Annotated in this window: 15 protein-coding genes; 14 read left to right on the forward strand and 1 reads right to left on the reverse strand. The window is 58.6% G+C overall.

What is annotated here, in order from left to right; translation table 11 throughout:
* The first annotated feature begins 894 nt into the window (after positions 1 to 894).
* From ydgT to curA, 3 genes are all read left to right on the forward strand, one after another.
* The gene (gene ydgT / locus QOL81_RS03645; RefSeq protein ID WP_004934895.1) at positions 895 to 1,110 is read left to right on the forward strand and encodes a transcription modulator YdgT; all 216 of its coding nucleotides are present in this window, start codon (positions 895 to 897) and stop codon (positions 1,108 to 1,110) included.
* 197 nt (positions 1,111 to 1,307) lie between these two features.
* Positions 1,308 to 1,727, forward strand: a complete 420-nt coding sequence (gene uspC / locus QOL81_RS03650; RefSeq protein ID WP_187322523.1) for a universal stress protein UspC — start codon at positions 1,308 to 1,310, stop codon at positions 1,725 to 1,727.
* Positions 1,728 to 1,812: 85 nt separating this feature from the next.
* Entirely contained in the window at positions 1,813 to 2,844 is a 1,032-nt protein-coding gene (gene curA / locus QOL81_RS03655) for an NADPH-dependent curcumin/dihydrocurcumin reductase (RefSeq protein ID WP_060420772.1), read from the forward strand.
* Between the two features lie 34 nt (positions 2,845 to 2,878).
* Here the strand turns inward: curA and pcp are convergent, their stop codons facing one another.
* Entirely contained in the window at positions 2,879 to 3,526 is a 648-nt protein-coding gene (pcp, locus tag QOL81_RS03660) for a pyroglutamyl-peptidase I (protein ID WP_283439658.1), read from the reverse strand.
* A gap of 97 nt (positions 3,527 to 3,623) precedes the next feature.
* Here pcp and QOL81_RS03665 point away from each other — a divergent pair, with 97 nt between their 5' ends.
* From QOL81_RS03665 to tssK, 11 genes are all read left to right on the forward strand, one after another.
* A complete protein-coding gene (locus tag QOL81_RS03665; protein WP_283439659.1) occupies positions 3,624 to 4,556 on the forward strand; it encodes a LysR family transcriptional regulator in 933 nt (310 codons plus the stop codon).
* Between the two features lie 512 nt (positions 4,557 to 5,068).
* Positions 5,069 to 7,414 carry a type VI secretion system Vgr family protein gene (locus QOL81_RS03670; protein WP_060420763.1) on the forward strand — a complete coding sequence of 782 codons (2,346 nt, stop codon included), beginning with the start codon at positions 5,069 to 5,071 and terminating at the stop codon, positions 7,412 to 7,414.
* Positions 7,415 to 7,426: 12 nt separating this feature from the next.
* Complete coding sequence (locus tag QOL81_RS03675; RefSeq protein ID WP_038876796.1) at positions 7,427 to 7,816, forward strand: DUF3592 domain-containing protein; 390 nt, start codon at positions 7,427 to 7,429, stop codon at positions 7,814 to 7,816.
* A 102-nt stretch (positions 7,817 to 7,918) separates the two neighbouring features.
* Positions 7,919 to 8,419 carry a hypothetical protein gene (locus tag QOL81_RS03680; RefSeq protein ID WP_060420760.1) on the forward strand — a complete coding sequence of 167 codons (501 nt, stop codon included), beginning with the start codon at positions 7,919 to 7,921 and terminating at the stop codon, positions 8,417 to 8,419.
* A 173-nt stretch (positions 8,420 to 8,592) separates the two neighbouring features.
* The gene (locus tag QOL81_RS03685; protein ID WP_283439660.1) at positions 8,593 to 11,139 is read left to right on the forward strand and encodes a DUF2169 family type VI secretion system accessory protein; all 2,547 of its coding nucleotides are present in this window, start codon (positions 8,593 to 8,595) and stop codon (positions 11,137 to 11,139) included.
* Positions 11,136 to 12,203, forward strand: a complete 1,068-nt coding sequence (locus tag QOL81_RS03690; protein WP_060420755.1) for a pentapeptide repeat-containing protein — start codon at positions 11,136 to 11,138, stop codon at positions 12,201 to 12,203. The genes QOL81_RS03685 and QOL81_RS03690 overlap by 4 nt, the downstream gene beginning before the upstream one ends.
* 30 nt (positions 12,204 to 12,233) lie before the next feature.
* Positions 12,234 to 12,869 (forward strand): DUF3540 domain-containing protein, encoded by a 636-nt coding sequence (locus QOL81_RS03695; protein WP_283439661.1) that lies wholly within the window; start codon positions 12,234 to 12,236, stop codon positions 12,867 to 12,869.
* A gap of 16 nt (positions 12,870 to 12,885) precedes the next feature.
* On the forward strand, positions 12,886 to 13,278 hold the full coding sequence (locus tag QOL81_RS03700) for a DUF4150 domain-containing protein (protein ID WP_004934933.1): 393 nt from the start codon (positions 12,886 to 12,888) through the stop codon (positions 13,276 to 13,278).
* A 47-nt stretch (positions 13,279 to 13,325) separates the two neighbouring features.
* Positions 13,326 to 13,826, forward strand: a complete 501-nt coding sequence (gene tagV / locus QOL81_RS03705; RefSeq protein WP_019452982.1) for a type VI secretion system accessory protein TagV — start codon at positions 13,326 to 13,328, stop codon at positions 13,824 to 13,826.
* A 29-nt stretch (positions 13,827 to 13,855) separates the two neighbouring features.
* Positions 13,856 to 14,386 (forward strand): type VI secretion system lipoprotein TssJ, encoded by a 531-nt coding sequence (tssJ, locus tag QOL81_RS03710; RefSeq protein WP_060420751.1) that lies wholly within the window; start codon positions 13,856 to 13,858, stop codon positions 14,384 to 14,386.
* 40 nt (positions 14,387 to 14,426) lie between these two features.
* Positions 14,427 to 15,773 (forward strand): type VI secretion system baseplate subunit TssK, encoded by a 1,347-nt coding sequence (gene tssK, locus QOL81_RS03715; RefSeq protein ID WP_033638522.1) that lies wholly within the window; start codon positions 14,427 to 14,429, stop codon positions 15,771 to 15,773.
* Positions 15,774 to 15,794: the final 21 nt, after the last annotated feature.

The raw sequence follows: 15,794 nt of genomic DNA on the forward strand, positions 1-15,794 counted from the left end.
CCAAAAAATTATCTTTTTTAGATCAATTCGAACAAAAGCATCACCAAACCAAAATAACAGAACAAAAATCTGCATGTAGCCGACAAACTCAGCATAAATAACCAGTTAAGCCGCTAAAAAATATCCAAGCTGAAAAATAACCACTGTAAACTATAAGGTTATTAGCTATCAGATTTGACTTAAGCCCCCCGCTTGAGGCTGTTCTAATTTTCACCATCAGGTGATTAAGGCTTATCAATGATTCGCTGGCGTAGTGAACAAGCAAACAGACGTAACGATATGTTTCCGTATCAGCACGGCGAAAGAATGGTCTTTTTACGTTAAATCACCCCTAAAACGGCATATCGGCAGCACACCCTAAAACTTTAATGCTTTTTTATTTCTTTTCTGTCGCCGTTATAATTATTCCGCAGGTGAATAGATTATTAACCCGCCCCCGTTTCCATCCTTTCATTGCGATAAAATAAAACGCAGTTTTGTTTTACTCTCCCCAATCTTCAGCGTCAGGGAGGCGAAACCTCAACGCAAGCGGCAATGACAAACACCGCGTAATGCCGTTGCGCCTCTTAGGGCGGGTGAAAAAAACGCCGCAAAAGCGACAGCGCGAACTGGCGCGCAGCAGGAACAGCGGCGCTTCTGCCGTCATCCGCGCAGCCTCGCCCTGAGACTTTCCCTATTTCTTCATTTATCAGCAGGATGAGATTGCTGATGACGCACTTGCATATTATGATTTATCGAAGCGCCGCCGCAGGCGACGCCTCATTATTACCCAGTGCAATTTATCTACTTGAAATGATTTTTGTCAGGTCGTACATCACTGCCTCGGCGGCGTCGCCGTGAGCCGCTGATGTGTTATTCACCCGGCTTTAACTATTAACAGGCTATATTTTAATCATGACCGATACGCTCGAATATTTGCTGACATTCCGTAAATGCTCCTCTTTGGACAGCCTGGAAAAGGTGTACGACAAACTGAACTATTCCATTGAAAATGATACAGAAATGAGCAACATGTACCGCGCCGCCGACCACCGTCGCGCCGAGCTGGTTGCCGGTAAATTGTTCGATCTGGGCAAGGTGCCGAAAACGCTGTGGGCGCAGGTGCTTTAATTCAGCGAAATTACGTGCGGCAACGGTTTTATCTTTTATTGCTATATAACCGGGCAAACGCCGCTTTTATTGCCGCGCGTGATGCGAAACACATTTATTACGCCCATCAGGTTCTACCCTTTATCCGAGCGCAGCATGTTCTCTAAGGCCACCGACGCGGCAGCCTGAAACACGGCGGAAACAACAAGGAGTGGGATATGGGGTATCAAAACGTTCTGGTCACCGTCGCCGTCGCGCCTGACAGCCACCGCCTGGTGGAAAAGGCCGTCTCTATCGTCCGCCCCTACGCCGGCAACATCACCCTGTTAAGCACCCTCGCCAACCCGGAAATGTACAACAATTTCGCCGGGCCGATGCTGGGCGATTTGCGCACGCTGATGGAGGAGGAAACCCGGCAGTTTATGGAAGAGCTGCGTCAACGCGCCGGTTACCCGATTGCTGATATGCTGATCGTGCACGGCGAACTGGGTGACAGCCTGGAATACGCCAGCCGCAGCAGGCCGTTCGACCTGCTGCTGTGCGGCAATCACCGCGACGGCATGATGAACAAAGTCTCCTGTTCCGCCGCCCGCTTCATCAATATCAGCCATATTGACGTACTGATCGTCCCGCTCTAAGGCTAAGCACATTCGGTAACGTTGCCTTGCCGCCCCTGAACTAGGCTTAACGAACCTTGTTTGTCGCAATGCAAAGGAGCTCTCGATGTCCCCTTCTCAACAGAACCGCCGCTTCCTGCTGGCCTCGCGCCCCCACGGCGAACCGACGGCGGCGAACTTTCGTCTCGACACCGTCCCCGTGCCGCAGCCCGGCGCGGGACAGCTGTTGTTGCGTACCGTTTATCTGTCGCTGGATCCTTATATGCGCGGGCGCATGAGCGATGCCCCTTCTTATGCGCCGCCGGTCGAGATCGGTCAGGTGATGGTGGGTGGCACGGTCTCGCGCGTGGCGGTCTCACAGCATCCCGACTTCAACGTCGGCGATTGGGTGCTGGGTTATGACGGCTGGCAGGATTATGCCCTGTCCGACGGCAGCGGCCTGCGCAACCTCGGCCCGCACCTGCCGCACCCTTCCCGCCTGCTGGGCGTGCTGGGCATGCCAGGGTTTACCGCTTACATGGGGTTACTCGATATCGGCCAACCGCAGGCGGGTGAAACGCTGGTGGTGGCCGCCGCCAGCGGGGCAGTCGGTTCGGTGGTCGGCCAAATCGGGAAGCTGAAAGGCTGCCGCGTTGTCGGCGTTGCCGGCGGAGCGGAAAAGTGCCGCTATGTGGTGGAAGAATTGGGTTTCGACGCCTGCATCGATCACCGCGCGCCCGACTTTGCCGAGCAATTGGCCGCTGCCTGCCCGCAGGGCATCGACATCTATTATGAAAACGTCGGCGGTGCGGTGTTCGACGCCGTGTTGCCGCTGTTGAACGCCAAAGCCCGCATTCCGGTCTGCGGCATCATTGCCCATTACAATGCCACCGGATTACCCGCCGGGCCGGACCGTTTGCCGCTGCTGGAGGGGCTGATCCTGCGTAAACGCATTCGTATGCAAGGCTTTATCATCTTCGACGACTACGGCTCTCGCTTTGATGAGTTCCTGCAACAGATGAGCAGTTGGGTCGAGCAGGGGAAAATCAAGTTCCGCGAGGACATCGTGGACGGGCTGGAACAGGCGCCGCAGGCGTTTATCGGTCTGCTGCAGGGCAAGAACTTCGGCAAACTGGTGATCCGCGTCGCCGACGAGTAACCGGTAACAGGGCGTGGTACACCACGCCCTGCTTTTAATGCACGGCACCGTCGCCGAATCGCGCATCCTCCTCTACCGTCAGCGTCACCTGCACGATAGTGCGCACCGCTTCCACCATCGTCGCCAGCGCCATACTCGGCTTGCCCGGATGCGCCGCCGCCAGCGTGTGGCTGTACGGAATATGCACGAATCCCCCCCTGACCTTCGCGTGCTGCGTCTCCAGATAGTGCCGCAGACCGTAAAAGATATGGTTGCAGTTATAAGTGCCTGCCGTATAAGACACCCCCGCCGGGATCCCCTGCCGGCGCAGCTGCTGCACCGCGGCCTTGACGGGCAGCGTACTGAAATAGCCCACTGGCCCGCCGGCGACGACCGGTACGTCGATCGGCTGCTTACCGGCATTGTCGGGAATGCGGGCATCGATCATATTGATGGCCACCCGTTCCAGCGATATCTCGGCACGGCCCCCGGCCAGCCCCAGACAAATCACCGCCAGCGGCTGCAATGCCTCGATCGCAGCGATCAACTGCAGATTGGCCTGGCCCAATACGCAGGGCAGCTCGAGCACCGCGATCTCCGCGCCGGCGATCTGCTCACCGGCCAATGCCTGCGCGACCTGCCAGGAAGGGTTCACCGCGTCACCATCGAACGGCTCAATGCCGGTAACCAAGACTTTGTTCATCATTTCTCCTGACTGAAGGCCAAATTCGTGTGCCACCAGCCTAGAGAACGCAGTATGATTCTGGAAATGGATTATCTGTATATAGAGTATTCATAAAATGAATTTAGCCAACGTCGATCTCAACTTGCTGGTGGTGTTCGAGGCGTTGTATCAGACGCGCAACGTGACCGCCGCAGGCCGGCGTCTCAACCGCGCCCAGCCCTCCGTCAGCAATGCCTTGGCGCGGCTGCGCACGCTGCTGAACGATCCGCTGTTTGTTCGCAGCGGCGGCGGCATGGCGCCCACGCCGCGCGCCCATCAGCTTATGCCGCAGATACGGCAGGTGCTTGAACAGATCCACCTGGCATTGGCACCCCCTGCCCGTTTCGATCCGGCCACCGCCGGGCAACGGCGCTTTACGCTGGCGGCCGGCGACTATGCCGATATCTTGCTGTTGCCCGCCATCATCAGTCGGTTGCGTCAGACAGCGCCCGGCATTGATATTCGCGTTTCGCGCTTGGATCGTCACAATATTTACCGGCAGCTGGATCGTGGCGAGGTGGACATCGCGCTGGGAGGGCATCTTTCCGGTACGGAAAGCCACTATGTGCGCACGTTGTTTGAAGAGCATCTGGTGTGCATCGCCAGCCGTTCGCACCCACAGCTGGCGGATGGCAGCTGGGATCTGGCGCGCTATCTCAGCCTGCCGCACGGGCTGTACGCACCGGCCGACGACGGCTCTGCCAGAGGATTGGTCGACCGTCGCCTGGCGGAAATCGGCGGCCAGCGGCGCGTCGCCGTAACCTTTTCGCATATTGTCGCTCTGCCGGCCGTGGTCGCCGACAGCGATCTGATCGCCACCCTGGCCGCCAGCGTGGCTCGACGCTTTTCCGATCCGCAACGCGTACGTTTTCTCCCGCTGCCCGACGAGTTGGCCATCGCCCCCTTTCCCATTGAACTGATCGCCGGCCGGCAGGCGCAACGCGACCCGGCCTTAATCTGGCTCTGCGAACTGATCGGCCAAATTCCCTTCGATTTCTGCCCGGCTTAACGCCGGCACTCGCTGCATTTTCAACCGTTCAAACCCGCACCTCAGGCCCTGTCGCTGGGCCTTTTTTCGCCCACCAAATAGGAATCATCCGAATTCACATTCGACAAATTTATATATTTGATCATCTTTAACTGGCAAATGGTAAGGATAAAAAACAGTCAGTGACTTTTTTTACGAAAAAAAAGAGTTGTTTTATAAACACGTTGGTTTAAGTGTTACAGATTTACTTTTTGGTATTACCAATTTCCCAATAATTTGAGATAAAAAATGACCTGCTCGCATCTATATGTTTTAGATAATAAAAAGCAAGATCGTGAGCAAGTTAACGAATTGAGCATTGATCCACAAGGCTATTTTGCAAATGCAGAGCTCTATTGTAGACTGCACAAATCGTGCCTTTGTGTAAACTTTGTTAAATCTTTCGTCAGTTCCTGTCTCAATTCGTGACAGATACGCCATCGGGATCGCGCGTCAACTCTCGTGCGGTAGCTATGCCTAAACCGGGGAATAGTATGGATCGCCTTATCATTGCGCACACGCCTTTGCCCGCCCATCAGCTGTTGTTCCGAAGCCTTTCCGGTGAGGAAAAACTGGCCGGGCTGTTCGAATTCGACGTCGAGCTGCTCAGCCCCGACAATCGGCTCGATCTGAAAGCACTGCTGGGACAAAAAATCACGCTGGAGCTGCGGGGCAATCCGTTGGCGCCGCGTTATCTCAACGGCAATATCACGCGCATGACGCTCTCCGGAAGAGAAGCCGGCGGCAACCGTTACTATATCTACCGCGCCGTGCTGCGCCCCACGCTGTGGTATCTGACGCAAAACCGCGACTTTCGCATCTACCAGGAAAAGACCATTCCCGACATCCTGACTCAGGTGCTGGGGCAGTATCAGGTGAAAATCGATAATCGCCTGAGCTACGACTACCGCATCTGGGGATACTGCGTGCAGTACCAGGAGAGCGATTTCGACTTCATCAGCCGCCTGATGGAACACGAAGGCATCTATTACTATTTCACGCACCAGCAAGACGGCCATACGCTGGTGCTGGCTGATGCGCCGTCGGCACATCAGGAACTCGCCGGCTACGCCAGCATTCCCTATCAGCTCGCGGAAGGCGGCCTGGTGGAAAATAAAGACAGCATCAACAGCTGGAGCGTCTCGGACGCCATTACGCCCAGCCTGTATAGCCTGGACGACTACGATTTTCGCAAACCGCGCGCGCGGTTGCTGGAGGCCCGGCAGAATCCCGCCTCGTTCGCGCAGGACAAAGCCGAGGTGTTCGACTGGCCCGGGCGTTATACCGATCACGCCCATGGCCAGTTTTACGTCAAGGTTCGCCAGCAGGAGTTCGAAGCGCAGCATGAACAGATGAGCGGCGAAGGCAGTTCGCAGGGCATTGCCCCCGGCTACCGTTTCCAACTGAGCCAGGCGCCGCGCACGGAAGACAACCAGGCCTACCTGGTCGTCAGCGCGCATTACTTCATGCAGGAAAACAGCTACGCCAGCAATGATAACGACGCCGGCGAGCAACGTACCGAATTTCAGGTCGTCCCGGCGGGCATCAACTGGCGCCCCGCGCGCACCACGCCCTGGCCGAAAACCCATGGCCCGCAAACCGCCGAAGTGGTTGGCCCGGAAGGCGAAAGCATCTGGACCGATAAATATGGCCGGGTGAAACTCAAGTTCCGTTGGGATCGCCACGGCAACGGCAATGAAACCAGCTCCTGCTGGGTGCGCGTCTCCAGCGCCTGGGCCGGCTGGAAATACGGCGGGATTCAGATCCCGCGCGTGGGTGAGGAAGTGGTGGTCGACTTTATCAACGGCGATCCGGATCGCCCGATCATCACCGGCCGCGTTTACAACGAAGACAGCATGCCACCGTGGGATCTGCCCGGCGACGCCACCAAAATGGGCTTTATGAGCCGCAGCAAAGGCGGCGGCACCGATAACGCCAGCTTCCTGTTCCTGGAAGACGCGCCCGGCAACGAATCTTTCGACATGCACGCCGAACGCAACATGAATATGACGGTGGAAAACGACAAGAACGTCAACATTGACGGCAGTCGCACCACCTCCATCGGCCGCCTGCAGGACGACACCGTCACTGGCGACGCCACATTCCTGTACAAAGCAAAACGCACCACCACCGTCAATGGGCTCGAAACCGCCAACCTGAACGCTCACCAGACGGTGAACATCAAAGGCGGCCGCGACCTGACGATTATCGACGGCGGCGATAAGATTGACATCACCGGCAATCAGTCCTTCAAGCTTGACGGCGCGCAGACGCAAGACATCACGCAGACGCAACATGTGACGGTGAAAGGCAATCAGACCCTCGACATTACCGAGGGGCAACAGACCAGCACCATCAACAAGGGGCAGACGGTCAACATCACCGCCGGCGGCCAGCACACCACCATCACCGCCGGCGGGCAAACCACTACGGTCACCGCAGGCGGTCAAACGCTGACGGTGGAGGCTGGCGGCCAGACCACCGATATCACGGGGAATGTCAAAGAAACCTACAAAAACGATCAGCAAACGGCCATTAGCGGTTCGCTCACCATCACGGCAAAAACCATCAACATTACCAGCGAGGACGGCGTTTCTATTTCGGCGCCCACCTGGAAAGACAACTGCCATGGCTATAAGTGGACCGCGATAGGCGCCAACCTTGCCTTAACGGGGCTGAGCGTCAAGCACACGATGTTCGATGTTTCCCATAACCCGCTTTCGATCAGCAAAACCAATTTCAAGCTAAGCAACGATCCCATGACGTTCACGCAGCTTGGGGCCTTGATAACCAACGGTTCTTTGCGATTGAGCAGCAAGGCGCTGGCGATCTTTTTATAAGTAGGGATGCCCATGTCAAAAGCCAAAAATATCTTCACCGTCATCGGTTTGATTTTATTGGCCCCTATCCTCAGCCTGGTGGGTTTTTTCAAATTCATCACGGTCGATATCTGGGGCTATTTCAAACATATCGGTTCTTCTCTCAGCGTGATGGAAAACGGCGTTTCCGCCTCCGGGCAAATCGTCAGCATTCGCCAGACCAATCTCTGGGACGGCAACCGACCGGTCTGTGAAGTCGAGATCAAGTACATCGCCCAAGACGGAAAGAACCATACGGCGGTGGCGAAAGGCCCGATCAGCGTCGTGGATCTGCCGCGATATCAGCCGGGTCATTTCACCGCGATAAAGTACGACCCGAAGAACCCCAAGAAAGCGGTGATCGAAGAGCTTTCCCGGCTTTGAGCGAAAATATACCTTTCAATCGACGCGATCCGGTTTCTACGTGCTGAAAGCGACTTGTCGTCCATCAGTTCGCTAAATCACCTTGCATAAGGAAGTGTCACGATGGGCGCGTTTATTGCCTTTTCGACGCAGGACAGTCTTTGGGGACAAATCCTGTTTACCTTCTTTGGCATCCTGGTTGGCTGCGTCTTGCTCGCCGCGATCGGCAAAATCTTTTTGTCGGCAAGCCGGGCAGCGGCGTTACCTGTGCGGCTGCTGATCTTTGTCGTGCTGATGCTGGCGCTCCTGAAATACAACCAACAAGTGATGTCTGCGGTGAATGCGCCCGCAGAACTGATCGGGTTCCTGATCCTGCCCGGTTTTTTGATGAGTTACCTGGGTGCGGCGGCCCCCGGCAGACTGGCACTGGCGATAGAGCTGGGCTGTTTTGCCGTACTGGCCGCGCTGTTGATTCTGGGCACCGCCGACATCGGCTTTTTTGCGCCCTATCATCTGGAAAGCGCCGGCCAATTTATCGCCAAGACGATCGCCGCGGCGTTGTCCGTAGCCACCGTGCTGCTGGTTCGCGGAATAAACGGGAAAGACAGCGCGCTGTCCTCTTGATCATCCATTTCGAAGCGGGGCTCGCTCCCCGCATTAACGATCGGCGCTGAACGCCGCATCGTTTTCTTCATCTGTTGTGACATAGCCTGATATCTATTAAACCGAAAAACGGATTGTTTTTGAGCAAGCAGCCTGGCTGCCGGCTGATATCCACAGGAAGCTTTACACACACAATGAAAGTCGTAAAACCTCTGCGCCTAAGCGCGCTTCATCGCCCCTTCTCTTGGCAAGGGCAAAATCATCTGGGCGTTTCCGTTTTGGCCTTGGCCGATATGGGGGCTTCCCCGCGCCTGCGCCCCGAACCGGAGCTGTGGCAGCTGGCTGCCGAAGAACTCACGTTGAGCGGCGGCGTGCTCGACCTGGCTATCCCGAAAGCCTGTGCGGAGTTTCTCGCCACCGGCAACGCCTACACCCACCATCAGCAAGACAAAACCGCCTGCGCCGTGAAGATCCAGCTGGATTCGCTGGAGAAAACGCTGGTGGTTTTCGGCGATCGCCATTGGATCAACGATCGTCCCTCCACTCCCCTTCCTTTTGCAGAAATGCGTCTGGACTGGCGCCGGGCTTACGGCGGCACCCAGTTCGCCGATAATCCACACGGCATCGGCGCCACTCCAGAAACATTTCCGCAAGGCCGTATCCATCGCCTACCCAATGTCGAGCCGCTGCAGGGGCGCCTTACGTCGCCTCGGCATAGCGCACAACCGGCAAGCTTTGACGCGTTGGATATCACCTGGCCGCGTCGCTTCTCCCACATTGGTAAAAACTACGACGCCGACTGGTTGAAAAACGGCTTTCCCGGCTTCGCCAACGACATCGACTGGCGCCTGTTCAACATGGCGGACGGCGATCAGCAGTTTCCCCAACGCGACACTCTACCGCCCCAGGCCGCCTACCGGATATGGAACATGCATCCGTCGGAGCCGATGCAGCAAGGGCATTTACCGCCGTGGCGCGCACGCTGCTTCATCAACCGGCTGCGCGGCGGCGAAGCACATTTCGGGGAAATCACGATGCGCCACACCACCGTGTGGTTCTTTCCCCATCGCGAACAAATGCTGTTGATCTACCAGGGCAACCTTCCCATCAATGAAGACGATGCCGCAGACGTCATGCAGCTCATGCCGGCGCTGGAAATTGAGGGTAAAAGCCGCAGCGTCGCTCATTATCGGCAGGTGCTCGATCAGCGGCTTGATAAAGAGCATGGCGCTCTGCACGCTTTTCGTGAAAAAGATTTGCTGCCGGAGTGCTGTATCGGCCCCTGGCTGGATACGGAAACGCCGACGCAGCAAAGCCCGATGGTGGAAAACATCGCCGCCTACGAACATCACCAACGCGAACAACACCGCCAACGTCTGCAGCGCGAAGGCCGAGACATCGACGACATGTTTCCCGCGCCGCCAGCGGAACCGATGCCCTCTTTGGAGAGGTTGGCCGAGTTTGTCGACGGCATGGAACAGCGCGCTGAAGCGCATTACCGTGAAATCCTTGATGGCGCGCAGGCAAACGGCATTGATATTGACGGCCCAGGCCCCGCCGGCCTTTCCGGCGCGGAAAGCTACCAACAGCAGCGCGACCAGCTGTTTCAACAGGCGCGTCAACGCCCCGACGCGTTTAGCGACAAGCAGCTGGGGGAAAGCGAGCGCGCGCTGCACCAGATGTATTTAATGTCGGCACAGGCGCAAAACCCGGCGCTGCGTTTAAGCGGCGATCTGGCGCAAATCATTCGCCAACGCGTCACCGCTGCGATGCAGCGCGATAAAGATCTCAGCGGCCTGGACCTTACCGGCGCCGATCTGTCCGGCATGGACCTCAGCCATGCCACCTTGCGCGGCACGTTGCTGGAAAACGCCAATCTGCGCCAAACCCGGTTGGTGGGCTGTGACCTTCGCGAGGCGATGTTGGCGCGCGCCGATCTCAGCGGCGCCGTCTTGCAGCAGGCGGATCTGAGCCACGCCTCTTTGGCCCTGGCGAAATGCGAAGCGACGGATTTCGCCGGCGCGCAGCTGCACGAAACCAACATTCAACAAACCTTGTTTCAACGCTGCGATTTCACGATGGCGTCATTGCGCGATTTGCTGGGATACGAAACCTTGCTCGGGCAGTGTGACTTCAACCGCGCCACGCTGGCCAACATTACGTTGATGGAACTGCAGCTGGAGCAGCTGATATTCAGCCACGCCCGGCTCGACAAAGTCAGCTTCATCAAATGCCGGCTGCTGGCGGTGAACTTCGATCGGGCGCGGCTGGAGAGCTGCGCCTGGGTTGATACCGAGACGCAAAGCCTCAGCTTCCGCGCCGCACGCCTCACCGCCTGCGCCTTCGCAGCGAAGACGCTGTTGCCGCAGGCGGATTTCAGCGACGCGACGCTGAACCAGTGCAATTTGCGCCAAATGCCGTTGCAGCGGGCTAATTTCAGCCGTGCGCGCCTTGATAACTGTGACCTGTCGGAAACCCGGCTGAACGAGGCCGATTTCCGTCAGGCCAACGGCAGCGGTAGCCTGTTCATTCGCAGCGATCTGTCCCAGGCCAACCTGCGCGACGCCAATTTCATCGCAGCGATCCTGCAAAAATGCGTGCTGTCAGGCGCCGACCTGCAGGGCACCAATCTGTTCCGGGCCGATTTGTCGCAGTCGCAGGTGGATCGGGCGACCCGGCTCGACGGTGCCTATACCGCCAGGGTGAAAACATTGCCTCGCCATAACGGGAAGGAAGTATGACCTCAAAACCTGAGCAGATACGCCAGCGCGTGAAACGCGGCGAGCTGATTGCCGGTGAGGATTTGCACGGCCTGTCATTCGCCGGTATGGATTTGGCCGGCGGCATGTTCAACGAGTTGAACCTGAGCGGCGTGAACTTCTCCGATTGCGATCTGCGCGACAGCGTCTTCAGCGATTGCCGGCTCGAACACTCGCAATTTGCACGAGCGAACCTGAAGCAAACGGCCTTCAATCAGTGCGCCATGCCGGGCGGCCGCTTCTGCGAGAGCCATATCGAACTGACGATGTTCAACGACTGCCGGCTTGAACAGAGCGACTTCAGCCGACTGCCGCTCAATCAAAGCCACTGGATGTCATGCCAATTGGCCGGCGCGAACTTTTCCGCCACTCAGCACGATCGCACCACCTTTTACGAAAGCCCGCTCGACGGCGCCGCGTTGAATCATGCGCGGCTATCCCTTGTCACGTTCTTTCGATTAAACCTCTGTAAAACCGAGTTTGAAGGGGTAGATTTCGACCGCGTCACGTTTTTCGAATGTGACCATCGCGGCAAAAGTTACGCCGGGCAGCGCCTCATCGCCTGCCAGTTTACCGATAACCAACTGGACGACGTCGATTTCAGCCAGGCGACGCTGCGCCAGAGCAATTTCAAGGGCGCTTCGCTGCGGCGTGCCAACCTGACGGGCGTGCAAGCGCAACAGTCGCTGTGGCTGGAGGCCAATCTGACTCAGGCGCAGTGCCGCAGCGGGCAGTTCGATCAGGCGATCTTCAGCGAAGCGACGCTGGATGCCGCCAACTTCAGCCAGGCGCGCCTGTATCAATGCGTGTTCCAGCGCAGCCGTGCGGCACGCTGTGATTTCAGCGACAGCGACCTGACCTACGCCGATTTCTGTTATGCCGACATCGGCGCCGCCGATTTCCGGCGCGCGCGCTTTATGCGCACCCGCATGCACCGCGCCCACCAGCAGCAAACGCGCTGGGGCGATCGCAGCGGAATTCTCGAGCGCGACGAAGAACTGTACGCCGCCGAAACCTGGAGCGCACAGCGCCAGAGCCGAATCTGAATGCATTGACCACTTCACGAGGGGATCACCATGAGCGTTGCCAACACAACTCGCGCCGTCAACATCGCACCGCCCCAGCAGGCCGCCGGCCAGGTCGTCAACCTGTTGCCGGACGGCAGCCTGGTGGTGGAGTGCGAAGGCCGCGGCTGGCATTGCCGCCGGGCGGCGAGCTGCCTGCTGACGCCGGCCCTCGGCGATAACGTGCTGGTCGCCGGCTGCGGCCACCAGCTGTGGGCGATCACCGTTCTCGAACGTGCGGAGCCGCAAAGCGCAGCGCGGCTCTGCGTCACAGGCGATCTGCAAATTGAAACGCCGAGCGGTTCACTGTCGCTGCACAGCGCGCAGGCACTAAAGCTGAGCGGCGACGCCATGACGCTGCAGGCCAACAGCGGCGACTGCCACGTCGACAAGATGAAATACAGCGGCGAGGAACTGTCGGCCTTCGTCAGTATCAGCCGCCTGGTCGGCAAGCGCTGCGAGTCGCTGTGGCATTCGGTCAGCCAGATCAGCCATTCGCTGTTCCGTAAAGTGCGCCAAACCGAGCACGTGCGCGCCGGGCAGCTGGATTATCAGGCGGAAGACTACGCCCGCATTCATGCCCGCAACACGCTCATTACCTCAAAAGACATCACCAAGCTGGATTCGGAACAAATCCACGTCGGATAACCTGCGGAGGCCTTTTATGTTTGCCAACAGCCAAATGATCGGCGTGGACCTGGCGTTTCCCGACGTCTGTCTGACGCCAAGCCCGGCGCCGGTGCCCGTGCCCTACCCGGATATCGCCCTGGCGCCGACCGCCATCCCGAATGCGTTCAACATTCTGTTCGTCGGCACCCCGGCGCACAACATGGCGACGGTGACGCCGCTGACCAACGGCGACAACCCCGGCGTGGCCACCGGCGTCGCTTCCGGGACGGTGATGGGGCCGTCCCGCCACCTGACCGGCGCCTTTACCGTATTGCTCAAAGGCACCCCGGCCACCCGGCTGACCAGCCTCAGCCTGCAGAATTCCACCAACGCGCTCGGCATGCGCATCGTGCCGAGCCAATTAAAAGTGTTGCTGCTTGCGCCCTGATGACGGCGCCTTATTACACAGCCATTCAATCAAGAAAAGAGGACATTGTGAAAACACGGATTACCCTGACGCTGTTGACCGCCCTGACGCTTGCCGGTTGTTCCACCCCGCCGCCACCGCCGCCGGCACTCAATAACGACGCTATCGTCAGCAGTGAAGTCAACGGCGTCACGCTGCAGCACCGCGCCGCGGTGAGCGCGCCGAAGCAGTTCAAACCGATCGGTGAGGAGTACCGCAGCCTGTACGCCGCCAGCATCATGAGCAGCCCGAATTATACCGGCACCGCCGTCGGCAGCCTGGACAACGCCGCCGCGTTCTACGCGCTGGGCGAAGTGGAAAACAACTGGCTGGCGATCTCCGCCATCCGCGGTGGCGATCTGGTGGGGTATATCCAGGCCAACGCCGGCGTACCGGAAGCGCGCTACAAATCGACGCTGCGCAAAGATCTGCCGCGCCGCGCACGCGCCGCCAAACAGGACTGCGTCAAAGTCGGCGGCGACAGCAAGGCGTGTAAAAACGCTGGTTCAGCTACCTGGATCCTCCAGTAGTCAGCACGCCTGCGGGCGACGAGATTCCCATGATGACGACTCCTATCGCTTCCCGCTGGTGCGGGATGCTGTTTCTGCTGCTGGGCGCGTTGGCGCTCGGCGGCTGCATGTCTTCCGCCAAAAGCGTGCCGTCGCGTTACAGCCTGGTGTTCGATGCCGATCGCCAGGTCAACGCCGCCGCCGGCGCGCAACCGGCGCCGATCAAAATCCGCGTGCTGCTGCTGCGTTCGGATGCGGAATTTATGGATGCCGACTTCTTCAGTCTGCAAAACGACGCCAAAAGCGTGCTCGGCAACAGCCTGCTGGACAGCGATCAGTTCTTCCTGACGCCGGGCCAGGCCGGCAAGAAGCTCGGCGGGCAAAGCGCGTTGGATGCGCGCTACATCGGCGTAATCGCCGAGTATCAAAATCTGGACGGCAAGACCTGGCGCATTTCACTGCCGCTGCCGGAACCCACCGAAACCAATTTCTACAAGGTATGGCAATTCTCGCCGGATGAGCTGGAAGCGCATATCGTCGCGGGCGTGAATGGCCTGCGCCCCGTAAAAAAGGTCGACTGACCTACCGCTGCGCTGAAGCGAAGTAACTATAGGTGTGATGATGAAAGATGCTCATAAGGTTGTCTGGACTGAGGGAATGTTTTTGCGCCCTCACCATTTCCAGCAGGCGGAAAACTATCTCGAAGGCTATATGCGCAACTGGGGCCAGGCCCACAGCGGCTGTTTCTGGGGGTTCCTGACCCTGGATCTGGACCAAACGCTGCTGCGCCAGGGCAAGATTGCGCTCAACGCCGCCAGCGGCATCATGCCGGACGGCACGCCGTTTCGCTTCGCCGGCGCCCAGCAGGCACCCGCGCCGCTGACCATCGCCGAAAACAAGACCGGTGAAAACGTGGTGCTGGCCCTGCCGACCTATCGCGCGGGGCGTGAAGACGTGATCTTTCAGGAAAGCCCGGAGGCGCTGGCGCGCTATCTGGCTTACGAGAACGAAGTCGACGATCTCAACGCCGTCTCGGTGGGCAGCGCGGCGCTGCAGTTCGGCCGCCTGCGCCTGCGGCTGATGCTGGAGAGCGAACTCAACGCCGAATGGACCGCGCTCGGCGTGACCCGCGTGCTGGAAAAACGCGGCGACAACAGCCTGCGCCTCGATACCGCGCAGATCCCGCCGATGCTGAACTGCCAGGGCAACCCGGTACTGAAAACCTTCATCAACGATCTGCAGGGCCTGCTGCAACAGCGCAGCCAGCAGATGAGCCAGCGCCTGCTGCAGCCGGGCCGCGGCGGCAGTTCCGAAATGGTCGATTTCATGCTGCTGCAGCTGATCAACCGCCATCTTGGTCAGGTGAGCCACGCCTACCACCTCGACCATCTGCACCCGGAGCGTCTGTTCGCCGATTGGCTGCAGTTCGCCACCGAGCTCGCCAGCTTCTCGGCGCAGCGCACCCCGGAAGGGCGCCTGCCGGTGTATGACCACGACAACCTGGCGCTGTGCTTCGGCAAGCTGATGCTGTTGCTGCGTCAGGGGCTGTCGGTGGTGCTGGAAGACAACGCCATTCAGCTGACGCTGGTCGAACGCTCCCACGGGCTGAACGTCGCCACCGTGCAGGACGCCAAAATGATGCGCGATTTCGGCTTCGTGCTGGCGGTGCGCGCCGACGTGGCCGCCGAGGTGTTGCTGACCCATTTCCCGGCACAGATGAAGATCGCACCGGTCACGCGCATCCGCGATTTGGTGCAGCTGCAGCTGCCGGGCATCGGTTTGCGCACCATGCCCGCCGCGCCGCGCCAGATCCCCTATCACGCCGGCTACACCTACTTCGAGCTGGAAAAAGGCGGCGACCTGTGGAAACAGATGGAAAAATCCAGCGCCTTCGCCCTGCACCTGGCCGGCGAATTCCCGGGGCTGGACATGGAATTTTGGGCGATTCGCAGCCATACGGACCGGTAACCTATGACTCAGGAAAATAGC

The sequence above is a fragment of the Serratia sp. CC22-02 genome (genome assembly GCF_900182895.1).
Classification (GTDB): domain Bacteria; phylum Pseudomonadota; class Gammaproteobacteria; order Enterobacterales; family Enterobacteriaceae; genus Serratia; species Serratia nevei.